Genomic DNA, 21,262 nt, shown 5'->3' on the forward strand with positions numbered 1-21,262 from the left:
TCTTCACGGCGGATTTGCAGGTTTTGATGGTATATGTCCCATCGTGACGGATGCCGGGATTTCACCGAAGACAGGGGCCGCGATGGAACGGACCACGTGCTGTGTTGTGGGCGGCGGCCCCGCCGGAATGGTCCTCGGCCTGCTGCTGGCCCGGGCCGGAGTGGCGGTCACGGTCCTGGAGAAGCACGGCGACTTCCTGCGCGACTTCCGCGGCGACACGGTGCATCCGTCCACCCTGGCGCTGCTGGACGACCTCGGCCTGGCGGAGCGGTTTGCCCGTCTGCCGCAGCGGCGGGTGACGACGGTGCAGTTGCCGCTCGGCCCTGACCGTTCGCTGGTCACCGTCGGAGACATCGGCGCGCTGCGGGGCCCGTACAACTACGTGGCGATGGTGCCGCAGTGGGACCTGCTCGACCTCCTGGCGGACGAGGCCGGTCGAGAGCCGTCGTTCTCCGTGCGGATGAGCACCGAGGCGACTTCCTTCCTGGTGGAGCGCGGACGGGTGATGGGGGTGCGGTACCGCACCCCCGACGGCCGCACCGGTGAACTGCGGGCCACCCTCACGGTGGCCTGCGACGGCCGGAGCTCGCTGGCCCGGTCTCGGCCTGAACTGGCCCTGCGGAGATTCGCCTGCCCGATGGACGCCTGGTGGTTCCGGCTGCCACGGCGGGAGGGCGATCCGCACGGACTCGTGGGAGGCGTCGGCGACCGGTTCCTCACCGCCATGATCGACCGCGGGGACTACTGGCAGTGCGCGGCGCTGATCCCCAAGGGAACCGATGCCGAGCGCCGTGCCGCCGGTCTTGATCGGTTCATGGCCGACTTCTCGGCCGCCGTCCCCTGGCTCGCGGACCGGGTGCACGCGCTGCGGTCGTGGGACGAGGTGAAGATGCTCGACGTACGGCTCGACCGCCTCCGGCGCTGGCACCGCCCGGGACTGCTGTGCATCGGTGACGCGGCGCACGCGATGTCGCCGGTCTTCGGTATCGGCATCAACCTAGCTGTCGAAGACGCCGTCGCCACCGCCCGGTATCTCGTCGAGCCGCTGCGCAGGGGTGCGGTCGGCCTGGGGGACGTACGCGCCGTACAGCGCCGCCGGTGGCCGACCACAGCCGCGACGCAGGCGTTGCAGCGATTCGCCCATGCGCGGGTCATCGCACCCGTACTGGCGGGACGCCCGCCCTTCGGGAACCCCAAGCGGTCACAGCGGATGACCGAACTGTTCACCACCTCGCGGTGGCTCAAGCGAGTGCCGGCGTACTTCATCGCCTACGGCGCGGTACGCGAACGTCTGCCCACCGCGTCCATGCGGTGATACCCGGCTCCCGGCCCTCGCTTCTGGCCGAGGGCCCGTCAACACGTCCGCCGCCTGGCCACCGAAGCGGGTCCGGACGACACCGACGAGGGCGCGATCGCCGGCGTCCCGGGAGCGCCGCCGGCTCTGGTCGGCCCGAGTGCCTCATGCTGCGGCGCGCTACAGCATGAGGCAGCGGCGCAGTCTGCCGGGTACCGGGGGAGGGCGCCGAGGGGGGTCGTTGTCATGCACCAAGCCGCAGAACTCCTGATGACGCGGGTCGACATCGACCCCGGCCTCCACGCGTGCTTCCCCGTGGGCTGCCTGATCGAGCGACTCACCCTCTTCCAGGTGGCCGCCCAGCACCGCGAGTTGCCTCGGCGCAGGGTCAGAACCGGCAGCTCTGCGGACGCACAGGACACGTCCATCCGAGCGGAACAGTAACCGGACAGCATCTGCCGTCAAACGGTAACGATCGTTGGTCACTCGAAGGTGCCCCTCTTCAGCCGCTCCACCGTGCGCCAGCCTCGCGCGGTCACGGCTTCGCCGCCATACCGCGCGCAGACCAGGGTGCCGGCCTGACCTGGGGACGTAGTCCTGCCTTGCCGGGAGGGGAACCTAGAGGGGCGTGGTGAGTCCAGGTTCGGTGGACGATTGCGTCGAGCATTTCGTCTTGCCTACGCCTCGCAGGAGGCCGAGTGAGAAGAGACCCGCTCCGGCCATGACGACGGCCGCGCCGACTGACGCGACGCCCATTCCGTGGGTGAAGGCGTCACGTGCAGCCGCCAATGCGGCGTCTGCCATGGGGGCGGGGAGCTTGGCCGCTGTCGCGCCGCCCAGGGTTTCGCGTACTGCTTCGGCGTGCGGCATGCCGGATGGCAGGCCGTCGGACATGTCCCGGCTGTAGACCGCGGCTCCGATGGAACCGAGGATGGCCATGCCCAGGGCTCCGCCCAGTTCCTGGCCCGACTCAAGTACGGCCGCGGCCGAGCCCGCGCGCTCCGGTGGGGCCGCGCCCAGGGCGAGTTCGTTGGCGAGGGTCATGGCGGCGACCAGCCCGCCCGCGTAGACGGAGGCGCCGACGAGAGTGAACCAAAGGGCTGAGTCAGTACGTACCTGGGTCAGCCAGAGGAAACCGCAGGCGGAGACGAGGAAGCTGCCGCCCATGACGTACGCACGGTCGAACCGCTGTGCGAGTGCCGCCCCGGTCGGGGCCATGACGGCTACGCCCGCGGCCGGCACCAGGCTCCACAGTGCGGCTGTCAACGGGCTCAGGCCGAGCACGGACTGCAGATACTGCGTAACGAAGACGGCCATGCCCACCGTTGCGAACATGGCGAGCAGATTGGCGAGCACTGGGCCGCCGAAGGCGCGCCGGCCCAGGAGGCCGAGGTCGATCAAGGGGTGGGCGAGGCGCCTCTGGCGGTGTACGAATGCGAAGCCGAGCACGAGTCCCACGGTGATGCCGAGAGCGGGCAGCGGTTCGTAGCCGTGCCGGGCCCACTCCTTGATGCCGTAGATGACGGGGAGCAAAGTGCCGAGTGAGAGCGCTGCGCTCAGCGGGTCCAAGCGGCCTCGGACGGCTGGTGTGGACTCTGGTACCAAGAAGGGCACCAGCGCGAGCAGCAGCACCATGGCAGGCAGGTTGATCAAGAACACTGAGCCCCACCAGAAGTGTTCCAGCAGCAGACCACTGACTACCGGTCCCAGTGAGATACCGGTGGTCATGACAGCCGTCCAGATGGTCACCGCCTTCCCGCGCTGCTTCTCGTCACGGAAGAGGTTGCGGATCAGGGCGAGCGTCGAGGGCATCAGGGCGGCGCCGCCGAGTCCGAGCAGCGCGCGCACGGCGATGAGCAGGTCGGCGGAGTGCGCGTGCGCGGCGGCCACCGAAGCCGCGCCGAAGACCGCGGCTCCCGTGAGGACCAGCCTGCGCCGCCCGATCCGGTCGCCGAGCGCGCCCATCGTGATGAGCAGCCCGGCGAGTACGAATCCGTACATGTCGAGAATCCACAACTGCTGTGTGGCGCTGGGCCTCAGGTCCTGGCTGATGTACGGGATCGCGAAGTACAGGATCGAGACGTCCATCGAGACGAGGAGCAGGGGCAGCATCAGGACACCGAGGGCAACCCATTCCTTGCGGCCCGCGCGGGGGCCGGGTGTGTTCTCCATGGCCTTACGGAATCGGGTCATCGCGTACACCGCAAACAGATGCCTTAGTGCACTCTGCTCTACCCCCTGCCAAAAGGGGCGGGTAGGGCAACCGGTGCACTAGTACAGTGACGGCATGGCCACCGAACCGCCCTACCTGCGCATCGCCGGAGATCTCCGCCGTCGCATCGCCTCGGGCGAGCTCGCCCCTGGCGACCGAGTCCCCTCCACCCGCCGTATCACGCAGGAGTGGGGCGTCGCGATGGCGACCGCGACAAAGGCGCTCACCACGCTGAACCAGGAAGGACTGGTGCGGGCTGTGCCTGGTGTCGGCACGGTAGTTGCGGAGACAGGGCGAGAGCGCAACACGGCCCCCGGTCAGCGACTGACCCGGGAGCGCATCATCCGTACCGCGATTGCGCTCGTGGACGCGGAGGGTCTCGCCGCGCTCTCCATGAGGCGAGTCGCAACCGAGTTCGGGACCTCCACCATGGCGCTCTACCGTCATGTCCCGAACAAGGGAGAGCTCATACGGCTGATGTCGGAAGTGGTGTTCAGCGGGGGACCGTCCGGCCCACCACCAGCGGGTTGGCGTCCGCGGCTGGAGCGGGAGGCACGGTGGTTGTGGGGTCAGTACGAGCAACATCCCTGGCTGGCGCGAGCCGTGGCCGCCCTCACTCGGCCGGTGGCTTCGCCCCATGCGATGCAGTACACCGAGCGGGCCCTGAGCGCCCTGAGCGGGCTCGGACTTACCCCGGATCAGATGCTCCATGTTCACCTCACTCTTCTCGGATACGCCCAAGGCGTCGCGATGGCCGTTGAGCTGGAATCCCAGGCGCGGCAGGACACCGGGATGACATCTGAGGAGTGGATGACGGCTAACGAGCCACGGATGGAAGCGATCCAGACCACCCAGTCGTATCCGACCCTGTCCACGCTCTTCGACCACGACGGGTTCGGACTCGACCTCGGCACCCTCTTCGAATTCGGGCTCGCGCGGATGCTGGACGGAGTCGAGGCACTCCTCGATCGGCTTCCAGGTGAGCCTTCGCAGTGGAAGCTCTGACTCGTCAGTGCCACTGCCTGTTGGGTCGCGACGGCTGGCAGGGCAAGGCCGCTGCGGCGACGGGGCCGGTGAGGTAACACGCATCAAGAACCGGATGCGCGGGCCTCGCGCCCAGATCTCCTCTCCCTGAGCGGGTCCTGGGCCCCCGTCTCGACCATCCGGCCGTGCCGGCCCTGCTCGAACGTGCGGCTCCCCAGGCAGCCAGTTGAGGAAGGCACGACGGCGAGGACCGGTCATCCTGCTGCGGCCCAAGGCCCGACGCATGGCTGAACGTGTCGTCGAAGACGTACTCGCCGCCTTCGCCTCACTGTGGCAGCCGGCCTCACGGGCCTATTGCGACAAGAAACGCCGGGAGGGCAATCACCACGTCGCGGTTGGCGGGACTTGCCGACTGAAGCGCCGGTGTCATGGTTCGTCGTCTCACCCGCGACTGTCCCGCGAGGCGGCCGGGCCCGCGACCGCTCGTACGACAGCCCTCGTAAACGGTGCCGCCACCTGGGCACCTGCAGGGCGGTGCCGCTGGCGTGCTGCAGAGCCAGGAACCGCTCCACCTCGTGCTTGAGGTTCGGTGTCAGATCGCTCAGATCCGAGACGATCAGGCGAAGCTCACGCCCGAGCTCGGGTGACTTGCTCCAGATCTCTGGACTCCTGGTCAGCACCGCGGCCAGCAGATCACCCTCGTACATGTGACCCTCCGCCATCGGATCCAGCCGCAGGACCTCCAACGCCAGCGGCAGGAGGTAGGGCAGGCCCTCGTTCTGCCTGATCAGCAGCCTTATGTCCTCAACTGTCAGCTCGCTGATCGGCTTACGCCGAAGCACGTGCGCGGTCGCCACAAGGCGAGTCGCGTCGCCCGACGGGGCCGGCCAACGGTCGTCCTCCAGCTCCTCAAGGGAGCGGTCACGGTTCAGGGCCGAGTCACCGAGGGATCGTCTCAGGCCAGATCTCAAACGCGGTCTCAGAGCGCTGTGAGAAAACGAAAATGACAGCCATTCAGATAGAGCTCGAACATGACTATTTTTCAAATAGGCGCAGCTCATATGCGTAAAGAGCGCAAATTCACCCGATCGCCCGTTGGGTGTCACGCCTTAGAGGTGTCCGATATGACAGATATAAACACCATTAAGTACGTTTGTCACGTATCGGCACGAGCCGATGTCTCTGAGACAGGAGAAGTGATATGACCACACGTACTGTCGCCGTGACCGCCGCCGTTGTAGGCGCCGCGGCCCTGGCGGCAACCGGTATCAACTACGCCACGGCCGCGGACACCCCCGCAGCCGCGCCCGTTGTCCAGCAGCAGGCCGCCGCTCCCGCCGCGGCTCCGCTGGAAGAGGGCGGCGGCGGAAAGGGCACGAGCAACGGAGCTGGCGGCTACGGCGACAACGGTGGCGGCGGCCGAGGTGGCGACAACGGTGGCGGCTACGGCGGCAACGGTGGCGGCGGCAACGGTGGCGGCTACGGCGGCAACGGTGGCGGCGGCAAGGGTGGCGGTGGCTACGGCGGCAACGGTGGCGGCGGCAACGGTGGCGGCTACGGCGGCAACGGTGGCGGCGGCAAGGGTGGCGGCGGCAACGGTGGCGGCTACGGCGGCAACGGTGGCGGCGGCTACGGCGGCAACGGTGGCGGCGGCTACGGCGGCGACTACGACAGGGGAAGGATTTTCTTCAACGAGCGGTCCTACTCCGCCCACTCCGACGGCTGCATCACCGTGGTGAGCGGTCTGGGCTCCAGGACTCTCAACGTCCGCAACGACAGCCGCCGGACCGTCGAGGTCTTCCGCGGCGCGACTTGTGACAACGGCTCTCCCGTTGCCACGGTCGGCCCGTTCAGCACCAGCAACGGTGTCACGCCGCGCTTCGTCCACGGCGGCGTGTGGGTCAAGAACGGTGTCGTGGGCAGCTTCCGAGTGATCGAGGACCACTTCCGCGACAAGTGGTAACAGCAACGCCCGCACACCATGGAAACCCTGGCCCGCCGGAATCGGGCCAGGGTTTCCGGCATTCGATTCGCGGTGCGCATCGGGTCGGTGTCCCGCAAGCCGGAGGGCGCGGCCGCGCACAGTTCGACGACCGGTATGCAGGCTTCGCGGCTACCTTCGCTCGGGTGAGCTTCTGGCCGGGTCGATATCGAGGAGGCCCAGCAGTGTCTCGCGGTGGAGGTCTGCGATCGGGCTGACAAGGTCCGGGTGGCGCAACAGCGGCGCCGCGCGGTGATCGCGAGGGCTGGGAATTGTCAGCCGACACGCATCGCCCACACGGTCCGCGCCGTGGTGGGTTGCGGCCAGGCAGGCCGCTGCCACGGTGGCGAGATCGGCGTCGGTCAGCAGGCAAGTCGCCCAGCTGACGACTGTTTCGTCCATCCAGGTGCGCCAGGCGTAGTCGGCTCCGCCCAGCGGGTGTGCATCGGCGCCGGTGGCGGCGTCCCTCCCGGCCGGCCGACACATCGGCAAATTGGTACGAGTGGCCGGCGGAACGGCTCAAGCGGCACTGAGCGCCGTGCGCGCAGCTCTTGCGGCCTCTCCCGCGACAGGGGGTGGGCTCCCGACGCACTCCCTGTCGCGCGGGAGGCCGTCAGGGACCTGCGTTGCCGTCTCACGGCCGTGGCCACGGCCTACCGTCCAGGCGCTCGATGTCGGTGTTGAAGCGCTTGAGGTAGTCGGCGAAGGCGGCGATGTCCTCGTCGGACCAGTCGGCCATGATCTGTTCCAGGGTATGGATGGTGCCCTCACGCTCCTCGTCGAGACGCTGCTCGCCTTCCGCGGTGATACGGAACTTGCGCGCCATGCCACCGTCGGGATCCGGGATGCGCTCGACGAGCCCGGCGCGCATGGCGGCCGCGGTCTGCCGGTTCAGGGTGGACGCGTCGAGGCCGAAGGCGTCACCGAGCTGACCGATGGACATCGGGCCCTGCACCCGGATGCGGCTGAGCAGGATGTACGCGCTGCGCTCCAGGGTGCTGCCCTTGCGCTGCCCCTTCGACTTGTGCAGGTGAAGGTAGCGGCTCTGCAGCATCTGCTCGTACTCCACCTGGCGCGTGGCCCTGTTCATCGGATCTCCTCGGCGGTCCCGTGCATGCCGGACGGCGCATGCGATGTTGCAATGATCCTGCCTCATGCATGATGCATGCAACATGGTCGATACATGAGATGTGTATGATGCATATTCCCTTCCGATCTCGAACCTCGAACACGTAGAGGAGCCCTTCATGGACGGCCCCCAGCAGACCTCCCGATCGGGCGGCGTCGTCGCCACGCTCGCGCTGGCCGGCACTGTCGCCGCGATCATGCAGACCCTGGTGACGCCGCTGATCGCGGATCTGCCGCAGATCCTGCACACCACGTCCTCCAATGCCACGTGGGTGATCACCGTCACGCTCCTGTCGGCAGCGGTCTGCGTCCCCGTCGCCGGCCGCCTCGGCGACCTGCTGGGTAAGCGCAAGATGCTGCTCGCCTCCTGTGTGCCGCTGATCGCGGGCTCAGTGGTGTGCGCCCTGACCTCGTCCGTCGGCATGATGATCGTCGGACGCGGTCTGCAGGGCATGGGCATGGGCGTGGTGCCGCTCGGCATCAGCCTGCTGCGTGACCTGCTGCCGGCCGAAAAGCTCAGCTCTTCCATTGCACTGGTGAGCGCCTCCATGGGCATCGGCGGCGGTCTCGGCCTGCCGATCGCCGCCGCCGTCGCGGAGTACACGAGTTGGCGGGCACTGTTCTGGGGGTCGGCCGTCCTCGCCGCACTGATCGCCGTGATGATTTGGTCCTTCATTCCCAACGTACCGGCCGCGGCGAAGGGGCAGCGCTTCGACCTGGCCGGCGCGCTCGGTCTCGGCGTGGGCCTGGTCTGTCTGCTGCTCGCGATCTCCAAGGGTGCGGACTGGGGCTGGGGCTCGGGCAGCACGCTCGGCCTTCTCGCCGCTGCGGTCGTGGTCTTGCTGGTCTGGGGCTTCTGGGAGCTGCGCACCCGCGACCCGCTGATCGACCTGCGCACCACCGCCCGCCCCCGGGTGCTGCTCACCAATGCCGCCTCGATCCTGATCGGCGTCGGCATGTACGCGCAGATGCTGATCGTGCCGCAGCTGCTGCAGTTTCCCGAGGCGACCGGCTACGGCCTCGGCCAGTCGATGCTGGCGATGGGCCTGTGGATGGCACCCGCCGGCCTCGTCATGATGGTCGTCTCGCCGTTCGGCGGGAAGCTGACCAACGCGCGCGGCCCGAAGTTCACCCTCGTCTCCGGTTCCCTCGTCATCGCGGCCGGCTATGGCCTGTCGATGGCGCTGATGGGCTCGACCTGGGGTCTGCTGATCGTCACCGTCGTGATCAGCGGTGGCGTCGGTCTCGCCTACGGCGCGATGCCCGCCCTGATCATGAGTGCGGTCCCGATGTCCGAGACGGCCGCCGCGAACGGCTTCAACACGCTGATGCGCTCGCTCGGCACCTCGATCGGCGCCGCGGTGATCGGTGTCGTCCTCTCGCAGATGACGGTCACCACGGGCGGCTTCACGTTCGCCTCCGAGGACGGCTTCCGCGTCGGCCTGCTGATCGGCGGCGGCGTCGCGCTCCTGGCAGCCGCGGTGGCCGCGGTCATCCCGGGCGTTGCCCACTCCGCCGCTGCACAGGACGGTGAGGCGGGGAACGCCATCACCGCCGAGCCCGCTGTCAAGGCCTGACGGAGGCACATCGGCAGGGGCCGTCCGCTCCGGGACGTCGGTGTCCCGGGGCGGTCGCGTGCCTGCCCACCGCTCGGGGCACGGCGTCGAACCACCCGTCCGGCAGCCCGGGATACAGCTGCACGTCGAACGTGTCGAAGGCCATCACGGGCAATCCGTACGCCCCCACCGTGAACACCATCCATGAGCTGCGCTCGTGGCGTGCCCTCCGCGACGCGACAGTCGCCGATGCCGATGCCGATGCCGATGCCGAATCCGCCGGCGCCGTCCCGCCGCGCCCAATCGTCGAGCGCACGGCGCGGGGGGAAGCGGTGACGTGCAGTCGGCGCCGCCCGGTCACCCTGGAATCCGATGTGGTGCGCGAACGCACCCGTTTCTTCGTGGGTCCCGGTACGGCAGGCCGTGCGGAAGTCATCCGTCGGGAGTCGGAGTAGCGCCATCCGGGCCCGCTGTGTGCCGGTGGGCGACTCGGTCGATGTCGTGGGCGGTGACGATCCCGTCGAGTCGGCCGCTGTCCGTGACCAGGATGGGCAGTCCGCCGCCCGAGCCGAGGCGGTCCAGGACCCCGGTGAGGAGCTCGTCCGGTGTGGCGAGCGTGCACTGCGACAGCGGGGTCGCCACTTCCCGTATGCGCAGCGTCTCCCGCTGCTGGGGCGGCACGGCACCGAGTCGGCGCAGCCGTACGACGCCGCTGGGACGGCCTTCGAAGTCCACCAATGGCAGGACCGAATGACCCGCCTGTGCGGCCACGTCGGACAGGAAACGGTTCACCGTCAGCCAGTCCGGACCGGAGGCGGCCGGACTGGTCATCGCCTCCCTCACGCGTACGCCGCGCAGGACTGTGCGGAGCTCGGCCCACCGTCGTTCGGCCGCGGCGGTGAGCGCCACGAACCAGCCGATGACCAGCAGCCACAACCCACCCGGCACCCCCCTCACGAAAGCCAGCCACCCGACCACGGCGAGACCCACACCGAGGACCTGTCCGCTGCGCCCGGCCACCCGCCGGGCCCGGTCCTCGTCACCCGTACACCACCACAGCGCGGCCTGCAGGACCCGGCCCCCGTCCAAGGGTGCGGCGGGAAGCAGGTTGAAGACGCCCAGCAGCAGGTTCGTGCCGCCCAGCCACGCCAGCACAACAGCTGGTATCCGCCAGCCTGCTGCCCCGGCCCCGACCGCCGCCCCCAGCGCGGCCCCGCCGAGCACCAGGCTGGCCAGCGGCCCGCTCACGGCGACCGCGAGCGCCGCCCGCGCCGTCGCAGGCCGCTCCATCCGGGTCATTCCACCCAGCGCCCACAACGTAATGTCCCGCACGGGGATGGCGGACCTGCGGGCCGTGAGCGCGTGCGCCACCTCATGCACCACCAGACTCACCAGCAACAGCAGCGCACCGATAACTCCAGCCACCGCGTACACCACCGACGCCAGGCCCGGCGCGTACGCAGGCAGTGTGCGGCTGCCCAGACCGTACGCGAAGAGCAGCATGATCAGCGGCACGCTCCAATGCGCACGCAGCTCCAGCCCCCGCACAATCCCGATCCGGATCGAACCCTTCATTGCGATCACCCGCAGACGGAACACGACGCATGGCCGCCGACCGAAGTCCGTCCCCTTACATGGTCCGTCAGCCGCCCCAGCAACCGGAACCACTCAACGACCTTGCGTCGGAGTGATGCCGCCTTGTACCGGCCACAAGATCTCAGCAGGAAGCCCCCGAGACGGAGGTCACCGTGATCCCGGGACGTCTTCACGATTTCATCTCCCTGGTGCCGTGACCGGGAAGGTTCACCGGGTTGTGGCCGGCGGTGCGGCGTTCGCCGAAATCCGTTTCGAGCGTTGTTGCGGTGTCGCTACTGTGGCGCGGTGATGACTCAGGTGATCTTTCTCAATGGTGGCTCCAGCTCGGGGAAGTCCGGGATCGTGCGGTGTCTTCAGGCGGTCCTGCCGGGTCCGTGGCTGGCCTTCGGAGTCGACACGCTGGTTGAGGCGATGCCCGTGTCCATGCGGGCATCGGATGCAGGGATCGAGTTCGCTCCGGACGGCGAGGTGATCGTCGGGCCGGAGTTCCGGACTCTGGAAGCAGCCTGGATCGAGGGAGTCGCCGCGATGGCCCGCGCGGGCGCCCGGGTCATCATCGATGAGGTCTTCCTCGGCGGCGCGGAATCACAGAAGCGATGGCGGAAGGCTCTGGGTGAACTGCGGGTGCTGTGGGTCGGCGTCCGGTGCGACAGTGTGATTGCCGCAGGCCGTGAGATCGCACGAGGAGATCGGGTCACCGGGACGGCCGTGTCCCAGGCCGATGTGGTCCACCGGGGCATGGTCTACGACCTGGAGGTGGACACCGCGCATGCCGAGTCGATGGAGTGCGCACGGGCCATCGCCGTACATGTCAGGTAAGCGACGGCTCGGTTGTCTGCCGCGGTGACCGCAGCGCCGTGACGGTGTGCGTCAGGCGTGGCCGCTTCCGAGATCACCTGCGCGCGTGACCTCGACGAGCCAGGACAAAGGCCGGGGTGAGCATCGGGTCGGCTCATGGGAACCGTGCGTGCCGGACGACAGGCCCGCCCCGGACGAGCCGGTTTGCAGCACTTCGGTGGCGGAGGCAGGGTGGGATGACAGCCCCGCTTACCTCACCCCTGCCGAACTCTCGGAAGGACAGGGATTCTGATGACCAAGGGCGCGTCGAAGGCGAAACAGGTCAAGGGCAAGATGAAAGAGACCCTTGGCAAGGCAATCGGCGATAAATCCACGCAGAGGCATGGTCTGGGCGAGCAGCTGCGCGGGAAGGCGCAGGAGATCGCACACAAGACAGCCGACCAGTTCAAGAAGCGGACGGGGCACTGACCTCGACACTGATCTGGGGAAGTAGAAGTATCGGTTCTGCCGCTGGCGCAAACCCGTTCCTGGCGTTGCCTGTCAGCTGGAACGGGGGATCGTCGATGCTCTCTGCTCCTCGCCCATTCGTGCTACACCACGGCGCAGCTCTCCCTGGTTGAGGCGGAGCTGCGTCACGTCCTGCGTGACTAGCCCGCCCACGCCTCTGCCCACCTCGCTCTCGCCCGCGTGCTGGAGCGCCAGCACCGCTGCTCCGAGGCGGGCTCTGCACATGAGGATTGCGGACACGATGACCGCACGGGATCTCCTTGCTCTCAGGCGCCCGCACAGTTCATCCCCCCGACTGGCTGCTTGAGGCCGCTCCCGGCCGCCGGCCGCAGGCTGTCCGCCGCCCGGGCGGGTCCAGGCCGGTTATGCACCACTCAAAGCGCATGGACATACCCCGGCCGGTAGTCTCCGCCAATTCCGTCGAGGAGCGATACTCCGAAGGCGAACCGGTATGACGACCGCTGAGCCCTTCGACGCGGACCTGACCTGCAGTGCCCAAGGCGGTGGCCCTTGCCGACGGGGTGGATCTGCCGTCGCCGGCCCCCGGCCCGTTTCCTCCGAGCGGTGGGCACGGGACGTCGAGCTGCTGGGTGGGCAGTGCCGAAGCCGCCGACGGGGGAGTTCCGGCGCACCCAGGCGTTGAGGCGCAGGAAGTGCCCAGGGTCCGTGGTCGGTCTGCCCGCTCGTCGGCGAAGGCCGGTTCCCACCGCTGGGGGTGGAGGCGGCACATCGATGCGTGGACGGGGCCAACGATGCGACGATTCCCCGTTGTCAGGCATGGGGCCGGTGGCCCAGCGCCCGGACGATCTGCCCCGCGTTTTTGTAGCGCTCGCCCCCGGGCAGTTCACGCACCGCATCGACCAGAGTGTCCGGAGCGTGCTCCTTTGACAAGGTCTGCACGAGTGACGAACGGTCGCCCGGGAAGGCCGTGCGATTCAGGTGGCGCGCCAGATCGGACCTCAGAGCTTCGGCCGCCTTCTCGGCGCGCATCCGGTCCCTTTCCTTGCCGGGTGGGGGGACGGGGCCACCCGCGTCCACTCGCACGTCGTCGTCGGCTGCCGGCTCGGGATCGTAGGTCTCCTCGGCATGGGTGGGGTGGCCGGACCTCAGATAGCCCTGCAGTTCATGCTTCCTCGCATCGTCCTTGTGCGGGCTGACCTGATTGCTTCCTCGCTCCATGGTGGAACACCTTCTCTGTGTGCGGTGATGCTGCCGGACGGTCAGCCGACGGACAGGGCTTCGACAGGTCCTCAACGGCCGGATCGGGCAGCGCCCGGGCGGGCCGGGCCTGCAGTTCACGAGCGGCTGGTGGCGGCTTTCTCAACCATCGAGGTATCGACACCCCAGCTGGCGCGCCTCGCCGACCGCCTCTCCGGACGGTTCACGGAGTGCTCCTGCAGGCTGCTACGGCCCTGCGTGTACTGCTGACGGGCAGTCGAGGTCTGCGGCTTCAGATCGAGGTCGTCGTGCCCTTGCTCGCGGGCGCGCAGATCGCGCTCTGCCGCCCCCTTGTGCCTGCTCGACCCCTCACCGTGTGAGGGCTGCGATGGCTTCGGCGGTTTGGTCATGTCCTGGCCTCGCTGTCCGGAGTTCGTGCTCAGGCGGCTCTCTGCACACCTTTTGAGGGTAGTCGAAATCGCCCATCTGTGCGTATGGGGCCATTTGGGGTATTTTGCGCCCCTTCCCTCTCGGATATCGCCGGGTTGAGCCGCTGCCGCCCCTGGTCGGGGAGGGCCGCTTTCGCGGATCGGCCCGCCATCGACGTCGTGGCTCTGAGATCACCGGCTGGGCCATCGTGGAGGACCCGTCACCCGCACCGGAGGGACAACTGCCATCGCCCGACGGAAATCCGACGCGGTCCTCACCGTCATGGAGCACTGGCACGACCTCCTCGCGCAGATCATCAACTCATCAACCACGTCCCCTCCGGCTGGAGAGCTTCTTTCCGATCATGTTGTCAGTTCGGGCGAGGGCGCCGGCGATGACGATGGCCGTTCGGTGGTGGTCGGGGCGTATTCGTAGCGGGTGGCGATGCCGCGCCACTGACTGCCCGACAGTCGAGAGGGGCTCCTGGTGCGCAAGGGGCCCACGAGGACCCCGCCCATGGACAGCGGACACGAGCCGACCCCGCCGTGGACGTCAGGTCGTAGGAGGACTGCGCCGTGTATCACGGGCACCACCCTCTGCGTCGACGGCGACATGAACGAGGACTTCCGCCGGGTCGCCGACGGTCTGGCGTGGGTCAGCCGCCGCCGCTCGGGCAGCGGACTCGATGGGCGTGGGCCACCTCCCGTGCGGCCGGGCGATGCGCTCCGGTGCCCGGTGAACAACAGTTCCCGGGCGTTCACGATGCCCTAACGTCCAGGCTTCGTACGGGCTGGAACCGCGGCTTAGCGTCACAGGGTCCAGTTCGCCCGATGCACATGAGGTTCACATGTCCCTCCGGCATGCAGTTGCCGCGCTGGCCGTCGTACCCGCGCTCGTGGTCCCCGCGACGGCCCAGGCGGCCACGGCTCACAACGGCCACGTCCCGCCCCAGCAGACCCACTTCGACCTCCAGGCCCACCGCGGTGGCATCGGCCTGACCACCGAGGAGTCCCTGGAGGGCTTCGGCAAGGCCCTGCGCCTCGGAGTGACCACCTTGGAGCTGGACACCCAGATCACCAAGGACCAGAAGGTCGTCGTCAACCACGACCGGCAGATCAGCGCGCAGAAGTGCAAGGATGCCGGGCCGGTGACGCCGGGCGACCCGATGTACCCGTACGTCGGGAAGTACATCAAGGACCTGACGCTAGCTCAGATCAAGACAATGGACTGCGGCTACCAGCAACTGCCCGGCTTCCCCGAGCAGGAGCAGGTCAAGGGCTTCCGGATGGTGGAGCTCAAGGACGTCCTCAATTTGGTCAAGAGTTACGACGCCAAGCAGGTCAAGCTCAACATCGAGACCAAGGTCGAGGCGGGCGCGCCGGAGCAGACCGCGCCGCGCGAGCTGTTCGTCCGCCGCGTCCACGAGGAGATCCACCGCTCGGGGATCGAGCGGCAGGTCACCATCCAGTCCTTCGACTGGGGCGCGCTGAAGGAGATGCACAAGCTCGCGCCGTCCTACCCGCTGGTGGCACTGACCAACTACGACTTCCTTCAGGTCGGCAAGCCCGGAGCCTCCCCGTGGCTGGGCGGCATCGACGCTGACGACTACGATGGCGACTTCGTCAAGGCTGCCTCCACCATCCCAGGTGTTACCGCGCTCTCTCCCAATTACGGCTTCCCGCAGAACGGTACCGTCGCGGACCCGAACTTCCGCTTCTACCCCGATGAGAAGATGATCTCCGAGGCCCACGCCCGCGGCCTGAAGGTCATCCCGTGGACCTGTGACGACAACGCCACGGTCGAGGCGCTGATGGACATGGGCGTCGACGGCATCATCACCAACTACCCCAACCACGTGCGGGAGATCATGGCCGAACACGGCATGCGTCTGCCCAAGGCCTACCCCGCGCCGCACCACCACTGACGAGTGCCGCCACGCCACAGGCGCGTACGTTCCCGGAGCACTGTTGTTCCGGGGACGTACGCCGCTACGAGGAGACGGCGCCACTGCTCAGCACCGGGCGGCCGCCGACCACTCGCGGTCACACCGCAACTGGCCGTCCATGGGGCCGGGGCGACGAACGGACAGGTGGCGGCCGGACGGCGGTCGGGCGGCCGCGCGCGGGGCCGCAAGGGCGCGCCCCTGGTCGTACGCCTGGTACCGGCCGCCACGGGGACACCGCGGCGGCGCGAAACGACCGGCGGCGAGTAGCTTGCGGACCCCAGCGGCTCGCCCCGGCCGGAGGGTTGCGGTTTTCGCGCAGCGCGGTACGGCGGTTGGGCGGAGCAGGAGGCGGGCCGGTACCCGGCGGCGAATTCGGAGACGACCTTGGCCGGCCCTTCCGCCCAGGCGAGTGATGCGGAGGTGTGCTGGTTCTCCACAATGGCGTGGGCGGATTCCGCGCGGCTGGGACAGCCGGACAGCGCGCCCTCGCGCCTGAGCCGGACGAAGTCCTGCCGTCCCGTCAGTAGCTTGTGCACGTAAGCCTGGTGGCCGACGTCGAAGACGATGCGGCCGGCCGGGGAGTCGAAGACCTGGTGCAGGGCGATAATCAGGTCCACCGCACCCAGGTTCGGGCCTGGACGGCAGTCTGTGCGAGACACCCCTTCGACCGCCCCACCGCCGCGGCTACCTCGTCGAACCCGAAGCCGAGCACTTCCCGCAGCACAAACACCGCCCGCTCCAGCGGGCTGAGCCGCTCCAGCAGCAGCGCCGCCATCGACACCGAGTCGGCCAGCTCCACCGACCGCGCCGGATCCTGATCAGGGTCGGTGAGCAGCGGCTCGGGAAACCACGGGCCCATGTATTCTTCCCGCCGCACCCGCGCAGAACGCAGCACATCGATCGAAATCCGCGTCACTGCGGCCGACAGAAAAGCCTTCGTCGACGTGGGCCGGGTCGCCGAGCCGTCAAAGCGCAACCACGTCTCCTGCACCGCATCCTCGGCCTCACCCACACTGCCCAGAATCCGATAGGCAATCGAAAACAGCAGCGGCCGCAGCTCCTCGAACTCCTCGACCTTGCTCACGCCGACTCCCCTCTCCTTGAAGCCCTTCCACCTGGCCGTACTCGCCGGCGCAGGCATCCTCTGGTGATCATCCGGACCACCGGCAGGCCAGAGCAAGGCCACCGAGCCCGGGGGCCCGGAGCCCGCAGTCGGACCCCGAGCCACTTGCTGATGCCGTTCAGTGGAACTGCCCGGGCTCGTAGTTGCCGGCCGGCTGCTGGGTGATGATGTTCAGCCGGTTCACCATGTTCATGAAGGAGACCAGGACCACCAGGGCGGTGAGCTGCTCCTCGTCGTAGTGCTTGGCGGCATACGCCCACACCTCGTCGCTGACCCCACCGGCCGCATCCGCGACCCGGGTCCCCTCCTCCGCCAGCTCCAGCGCGGCACGCTCGGCCTCGGTGAAGACCGTGGCCTCCCGCCACGCCGCCACCAGGTTCAGCCGCACCGAGGTCTCGCCGGCAGCGGCGGCCTCCTTGGTGTGCATGTCGATGCAGACGGCGCAACCGTTGATCTGGCTTACGCGAAGCGCCACCAGCTCCTGCGTCGCGGCCGGCAGCGGCGAGTCCTTGAGCGCCTTGCCCGCCGACATGAAGTACTTGAGGGCCTTGCCGGCGGTCGGGCTGGCGAAGTAGTTCAGTCGCGCGTCCATGGTGTGCTCCTCTGTGGTTGTCAGTGGCTACACTCCTGGGACGGGGTAGCCCGACCCCCTGTGACATAGCCGAATGTGACCTGCGTCTCCCGGCCGCCGACGCACGTCAGCCGGCGAATTCGGCGTCACCCGCCCCGCCGTCTTCCGACACCTCGATTGCCCGTTGAGTCGCACGTTCGCTTGACAGCACTGGATAACCGGGTGGGCCGGCATCCCTGACCCGCGACCGTCATACGGATGCTGCGCGAGCACGACGAACGGACGGCGGCAGCACAGAGCGCGTGAGTCCGGTCACCGGGTCCGACCGCTGCTTACGGCTGGGATCAGAGATAGGAGTCCGGGGCCCTGACCCCTGTGGGTTCAGGGAAACCGAAAGTCCGTCAGGAGGAGCTGCTCCCGCCGTATCCGTTCGGGCTCAAGGGAGAGGAGATGGCGATCTGTTCCCAGAACTTCGCGCCCGACCGCCCCTTCTTCAGGGAGCCTCCGCAGCCCTGATCACTTACGGGCGATGAAGCAGCCGCGGCCCGCCAGGTCTCCTGGCGGGCCGCGGTGTGTGAATTCCCGATCGTCCTCCGGGGCGTCAGTGGCTTGGCAGCTGCAATCCTGTACTTCGACCGGACGAATTGACGGGTGCAACTCTCTCCCGGTTCACATCGCCGAGAGCGGGGCCGAGGTCGCCGGAAGAGGGCTCTGCGGGGCGCTCGCTCGACGTCGGTCGTGCCTCGTCTCAGGTGCTGGAGTTCGCAGCGAAGTCGACGTCCGCGGTGTTGACCGTGCCCGCGGTCCGGCCGGGAGCCGTGTGGTATTTCCAGTACAGGTTCGTGTGGGCGATGACCTTGTCGGGCGTCGGCGCTCCGTACTGCGACAAGTCCTCCGTGGTGTGGGCGTCGCCGACCAGCGTGGCGTCGTAGCCGCGGGTGATCGCGCCGTGGAGCGTCGAGCGGATGCACTCGTCGGTCTGCGCGCCGACGACGAAGAACCGGCTGATGCCGCGCGCGGCGAGCACCGACTCCAGGTCGGTCTCTTCGAAGGAGTCGGCGTACTCCTTCTGCACCAGGGGCTCGGAATCGCGCCGCACGAGTTCGGGTACGTACTGCCAGCCCCTGCTGTTCCGGGGCAGCTCGTCGCTGTTGTGCTGGACCCAGACAACGTCGATGTCAGCAGCGCGCGCCTTGTCGACCAAGGTGCCGATGTTGCTGGTCGCCACAACCGGGCGGTGCAGGATCCAACCGGACCGGACCGGACCGGACACGCCGGCTGCCGGCTGCTGGAGGACGCCCGGCCCCTGTTGGCGACGGCGCAGGCGCTGTGCCGCCGCGTCCAGCGGGCCGCGCACGAAGCGGTGCTGGCGCGACTGGAGGAGCAAGAGCGCGAGATCGCCGCGCAGGCCGAGGCCACGCGGGGACGCATCGCGGAACTCACCGCACAGCTGGAGGAGTTCGACCAGGCCGCCGAGGAGGTCCGCATCACCCGCAAGACCCTGTTGGCGCTGCCTGATCCGTCCCCGCCGACGCCGCCGGCCGCGAAGCCGCCGGACCATCCGGCCTACCGGCAGATCATGGCCGTGTTCGCCGCGGCCGACGCCCCGCTGCGGGCACGGGCGGTCTGCGAGGCGATGGATCTGGAGATCGCGCCCAGCAACGTCAACAACGTCCGGCTGAAGCTGAAGCGGCTGGTCGAACGCGGGATCCTGATCGAGCCTGAGCAGGGGTTGTTCACCCAGCCACGGCCATAGCCGCCCGAAGAGGCCACCGCCAGCCCCAGCCGCAAGCACGAAACAGACAGCACGTCACTTACTGCCCTTTCAGTCATGGCAGGGACGATATCCAGAGCGCCGCGCCACTCTGGGCAGCACGCCCGCATCCCACCCCTCCGAGAACGTAAGACGGAGGCCGATCCCGCCACCGACCAAGATCAGTATTCTACAATTGTGGAAGAATGATCTTGGTCGGTGGGCTGGTCCGGAACGCAAAAAAGCCCTGCCCCAGCATGTGCCGGGACAGGGCTTCAAGGCGAAACGGGCGTCAGGCCACCCAGGTTGCGGGCGCGCCTTCGTCGGGGTTGGGGATGCTGGCCGCGGTCGCCGGGGCGGCGGGATGCCGCATGGCAGTGATCGGCACGGCTCCGGGCTCGGTGTCGGGACTGGTGAAGAGGCGGTCTTCTAACCCTGCACTATTCAGTCGGGCCAGCAGGCGCCACTCGATGTCGCGCACTTGGACCGCAGGCGCGCGTCCTGTCGGTACGCACGATGCCCCGGGCTGCCTGAGCCTCACGCGCCCACGCGCTCGGCACGTTCCGGGGGCGAGGGCCGGGGCGACGGCGGACTGAGGGCCGCGGCCTGGGGCGCAGGTCGCGGTCGACGAGGTTACGAACCCTCCGTGAACGCGATGGCGTGGTCAACGGCCCACTGGCGAAACGTTCGCGGCGCCGTCCCGAGGATGTCGGCCACCGCAGTGGTGATGTACGCGGGCTGTCCGACCGCCGCACTCCACGCGGCGAGCAGCATGTCGACGGCCGAGCCGGGCACCGTACCCTCCCACAGACTTCGGAACTCGTCTGGCGTTATCTCCTCGAATGCGATCCGGCGCCCCAGGGCGTCACCGATGACGTCCACCTGCGCGGCTTGGGTCAGCGATTCGGGGCCCGTAAGGACGTAGTCGCCTCCGACGTATCCGCCCTGATAGAGCGTCCGCGCCGCGACGGCTGCGATGTCGCGGTCGTCGACCGGTGCCGACTCGGCAGCGCTGTAGGGCCACCGGACGACTTCGCCGGCCCGGATCGCGGGCGCCCACCAGGCCAGCGAGTTCGACGCGAACATCCCCGGCCGGATGATCGTCGACTCGAGTCCGGTGGCCGCGATGAGCCGCTCGATGTCGGCGTGCAGCACCGCCATGGGATTGGGCTGCTGGAAGAGGGGGTGCGGCGTCTGATGGGGGGAGGAGAGGAAGACGACCCGCCGCACGTGGGCCGCCAGCCGCTCGACGACTGCCTCGGCGGTCTGAGGCGGGGCGGTCCAGACGAGGAAGACCGCACCGGCGCCATTCAACGCCGGGTCGAGCGACTCGGGCACAGTGAGGTCACCGGCGAAGACCTCGACCTTCGCCGGCAGCGTCGCCGCCGCCTCAGAGCGACGGGTGAGGGCACGGACCGGCACGCCCGCGTCGAGAAGTTGGTCGATGACGACGCGGCCGACCCGGCCCGTCGCCCCGGTCACGAGCACGGGAGGAATGTCCATCTGATTCATGCCGCCCATGAAAACGTTACTCGGTTAAAAAAGCAACTCGGTCATAAATGTTACTGTGGTCAGATGAGTGAGCCGACGGGACTACGGGCCCGCAAGAAAGAGCGGACGCGCGACGCCATCGGCGACGCGGCCGTCTCCCTGTTCCTGGAGCGCGGCTTCGACCACGTCTCGGTCAACGACATCGCCGCGGCGGCCGAGATCTCCAAGCCGACCCTCTTCCGGTACTTCCCCACCAAGGAAGACATGGTGCTGCACCGGTTTGCGGACCACCAAGGCGAGGCAGCACGCGTCGTACGTGACCGCAGGCCCGGCATCAAGCCGGTGACGGCACTGCACCGGCACTTCCGGGCCGGCCTCGATCGGTACGACCCCGTCACCGGCCTCAACGATCATCCCGAGGTGGTGGCCTTCCATCGGCTGGTGTTCACTACACCGAGCCTGGCAGGACGGCTCGCGCGGTACCAGCTCGAGGACGAGGAGGCACTGGCGGGCGCCCTCGGCGAAGGCATCCAGGGACGCCTGCGAGCCGCCCAAGTACTCGCGGTCCAACGGGTGCTCGCCCGGACCAACTGGCAGAAGATCGCCGACGGTCGCACCGCCCACGACGTGCGCCCCGAGGCCGTAGCCGATGCCGACCAGGCATTCAACCAGCTGCAGTGACAAGCGACACTCTTACGTCACGTACTGCACTCTGAGGTCCTTCACGTGGGCGTCA

Annotated in this window: 20 protein-coding genes and 3 pseudogenes; 11 read left to right on the top strand and 12 right to left on the bottom strand. The window is 68.4% G+C overall.

Annotation, left to right across the window (positions count from 1 at the left end):
• Positions 1–82 precede the first annotated feature (82 nt).
• Positions 83–1,315: an FAD-dependent oxidoreductase gene (locus ACGFSA_RS28315; protein WP_393308898.1), complete on the top strand. Its 1,233-nt coding sequence runs from the start codon at positions 83–85 to the stop codon at positions 1,313–1,315.
• A gap of 159 nt (positions 1,316–1,474) precedes the next feature.
• Here ACGFSA_RS28315 and ACGFSA_RS28320 read toward each other — a convergent pair whose 3' ends face one another.
• A complete protein-coding gene (locus tag ACGFSA_RS28320; RefSeq protein WP_393308899.1) occupies positions 1,475–1,780 on the bottom strand; it encodes an NUDIX hydrolase in 306 nt (101 codons plus the stop codon).
• Positions 1,781–1,912: 132 nt separating this feature from the next.
• Positions 1,913–3,466: an MFS transporter gene (locus ACGFSA_RS28325; protein WP_393308918.1), complete on the bottom strand. Its 1,554-nt coding sequence runs from the start codon at positions 3,464–3,466 to the stop codon at positions 1,913–1,915.
• A 115-nt stretch (positions 3,467–3,581) separates the two neighbouring features.
• On the opposite strand from ACGFSA_RS28325, the gene ACGFSA_RS28330 reads away from it, so the two are divergent.
• Both ACGFSA_RS28330 and ACGFSA_RS28335 read left to right on the top strand, forming a co-directional pair.
• Positions 3,582–4,511, top strand: a complete 930-nt coding sequence (locus ACGFSA_RS28330; protein WP_393308900.1) for a TetR/AcrR family transcriptional regulator C-terminal domain-containing protein — start codon at positions 3,582–3,584, stop codon at positions 4,509–4,511.
• A 58-nt stretch (positions 4,512–4,569) separates the two neighbouring features.
• Positions 4,570–4,809, top strand: a pseudogene (locus tag ACGFSA_RS28335) (IS110 family transposase); the annotation flags it as partial.
• Here the strand turns inward: ACGFSA_RS28335 and ACGFSA_RS28340 are convergent.
• Positions 4,745–5,551: a contact-dependent growth inhibition system immunity protein gene (locus tag ACGFSA_RS28340; protein ID WP_393308919.1), complete on the bottom strand. Its 807-nt coding sequence runs from the start codon at positions 5,549–5,551 to the stop codon at positions 4,745–4,747. The pseudogene ACGFSA_RS28335 and the gene ACGFSA_RS28340 overlap by 65 nt on opposite strands.
• Positions 5,552–5,691: 140 nt before the next feature.
• Here ACGFSA_RS28340 and ACGFSA_RS28345 point away from each other — a divergent pair, with 140 nt between their 5' ends.
• Positions 5,692–6,453: a hypothetical protein gene (locus ACGFSA_RS28345; protein WP_393308901.1), complete on the top strand. Its 762-nt coding sequence runs from the start codon at positions 5,692–5,694 to the stop codon at positions 6,451–6,453.
• Between the two features lie 150 nt (positions 6,454–6,603).
• On the opposite strand, the gene ACGFSA_RS28350 is transcribed toward ACGFSA_RS28345, so the two are convergent.
• Entirely contained in the window at positions 6,604–6,957 is a 354-nt protein-coding gene (locus ACGFSA_RS28350) for a hypothetical protein (protein WP_393308902.1), read from the bottom strand.
• A 148-nt stretch (positions 6,958–7,105) separates the two neighbouring features.
• Complete coding sequence (locus tag ACGFSA_RS28355; RefSeq protein ID WP_393308903.1) at positions 7,106–7,561, bottom strand: MarR family winged helix-turn-helix transcriptional regulator; 456 nt, start codon at positions 7,559–7,561, stop codon at positions 7,106–7,108.
• A gap of 157 nt (positions 7,562–7,718) precedes the next feature.
• Here ACGFSA_RS28355 and ACGFSA_RS28360 point away from each other — a divergent pair, with 157 nt between their 5' ends.
• Both ACGFSA_RS28360 and ACGFSA_RS28365 read left to right on the top strand, forming a co-directional pair.
• Positions 7,719–9,176: an MFS transporter gene (locus ACGFSA_RS28360; RefSeq protein ID WP_393308904.1), complete on the top strand. Its 1,458-nt coding sequence runs from the start codon at positions 7,719–7,721 to the stop codon at positions 9,174–9,176.
• A gap of 131 nt (positions 9,177–9,307) precedes the next feature.
• Positions 9,308–9,610 carry a hypothetical protein gene (locus tag ACGFSA_RS28365; protein WP_393308905.1) on the top strand — a complete coding sequence of 101 codons (303 nt, stop codon included), beginning with the start codon at positions 9,308–9,310 and terminating at the stop codon, positions 9,608–9,610.
• Here ACGFSA_RS28365 and ACGFSA_RS28370 read toward each other — a convergent pair.
• Positions 9,588–10,730 carry a site-2 protease family protein gene (locus tag ACGFSA_RS28370; RefSeq protein WP_393308920.1) on the bottom strand — a complete coding sequence of 381 codons (1,143 nt, stop codon included), beginning with the start codon at positions 10,728–10,730 and terminating at the stop codon, positions 9,588–9,590. The two genes, ACGFSA_RS28365 and ACGFSA_RS28370, sit on opposite strands and share 23 nt — an antisense overlap.
• A 309-nt stretch (positions 10,731–11,039) precedes the next feature.
• Between ACGFSA_RS28370 and cpt the strand changes: the two genes are divergently transcribed.
• Complete coding sequence (gene cpt, locus ACGFSA_RS28375) at positions 11,040–11,570, top strand: chloramphenicol phosphotransferase CPT (protein WP_393308921.1); 531 nt, start codon at positions 11,040–11,042, stop codon at positions 11,568–11,570.
• A gap of 270 nt (positions 11,571–11,840) precedes the next feature.
• Positions 11,841–12,017 carry a CsbD family protein gene (locus ACGFSA_RS28380; RefSeq protein WP_393308906.1) on the top strand — a complete coding sequence of 59 codons (177 nt, stop codon included), beginning with the start codon at positions 11,841–11,843 and terminating at the stop codon, positions 12,015–12,017.
• 810 nt (positions 12,018–12,827) lie between these two features.
• Here the strand turns inward: ACGFSA_RS28380 and ACGFSA_RS28385 are convergent.
• A complete protein-coding gene (locus tag ACGFSA_RS28385) occupies positions 12,828–13,235 on the bottom strand; it encodes a DUF2795 domain-containing protein (protein ID WP_393308907.1) in 408 nt (135 codons plus the stop codon).
• Between the two features lie 1,255 nt (positions 13,236–14,490).
• On the opposite strand from ACGFSA_RS28385, the gene ACGFSA_RS28390 reads away from it, so the two are divergent.
• Positions 14,491–15,567, top strand: coding sequence for a glycerophosphodiester phosphodiesterase family protein (locus tag ACGFSA_RS28390; RefSeq protein WP_393308908.1), 1,077 nt, complete (start codon positions 14,491–14,493; stop codon positions 15,565–15,567).
• A 404-nt stretch (positions 15,568–15,971) separates the two neighbouring features.
• Here the strand turns inward: ACGFSA_RS28390 and ACGFSA_RS28395 are convergent.
• From ACGFSA_RS28395 to ACGFSA_RS28410, 4 genes and pseudogenes are all read right to left on the bottom strand, one after another.
• Positions 15,972–16,256 (bottom strand): annotated as a pseudogene (locus ACGFSA_RS28395) (1-deoxy-D-xylulose-5-phosphate synthase N-terminal domain-containing protein); the annotation flags it as partial.
• Positions 16,217–16,672 (bottom strand): annotated as a pseudogene (locus ACGFSA_RS28400) (sigma-70 family RNA polymerase sigma factor); the annotation flags it as partial. The pseudogenes ACGFSA_RS28395 and ACGFSA_RS28400, both read right to left, overlap by 40 nt.
• A gap of 157 nt (positions 16,673–16,829) precedes the next feature.
• A complete protein-coding gene (locus ACGFSA_RS28405; RefSeq protein WP_393308909.1) occupies positions 16,830–17,303 on the bottom strand; it encodes a carboxymuconolactone decarboxylase family protein in 474 nt (157 codons plus the stop codon).
• Positions 17,304–18,030: 727 nt separating this feature from the next.
• Complete coding sequence (locus ACGFSA_RS28410) at positions 18,031–18,510, bottom strand: isochorismatase family protein (protein ID WP_393308910.1); 480 nt, start codon at positions 18,508–18,510, stop codon at positions 18,031–18,033.
• Positions 18,511–18,519: 9 nt separating this feature from the next.
• On the opposite strand from ACGFSA_RS28410, the gene ACGFSA_RS28415 reads away from it, so the two are divergent.
• The gene (locus ACGFSA_RS28415; RefSeq protein ID WP_393308911.1) at positions 18,520–19,038 is read left to right on the top strand and encodes a hypothetical protein; all 519 of its coding nucleotides are present in this window, start codon (positions 18,520–18,522) and stop codon (positions 19,036–19,038) included.
• A 630-nt stretch (positions 19,039–19,668) separates the two neighbouring features.
• Here ACGFSA_RS28415 and ACGFSA_RS28420 read toward each other — a convergent pair.
• A complete protein-coding gene (locus tag ACGFSA_RS28420) occupies positions 19,669–20,547 on the bottom strand; it encodes an NAD(P)H-binding protein (RefSeq protein ID WP_393308912.1) in 879 nt (292 codons plus the stop codon).
• Positions 20,548–20,610: 63 nt separating this feature from the next.
• On the opposite strand from ACGFSA_RS28420, the gene ACGFSA_RS28425 reads away from it, so the two are divergent.
• Positions 20,611–21,207 (top strand): TetR/AcrR family transcriptional regulator, encoded by a 597-nt coding sequence (locus ACGFSA_RS28425; RefSeq protein WP_393308913.1) that lies wholly within the window; start codon positions 20,611–20,613, stop codon positions 21,205–21,207.
• Positions 21,208–21,262 lie beyond the last annotated feature (55 nt).

This window comes from Streptomyces sp. NPDC048496, assembly GCF_043200055.1.
Taxonomy (GTDB): Bacteria; Actinomycetota; Actinomycetes; order Streptomycetales; family Streptomycetaceae; genus Streptomyces.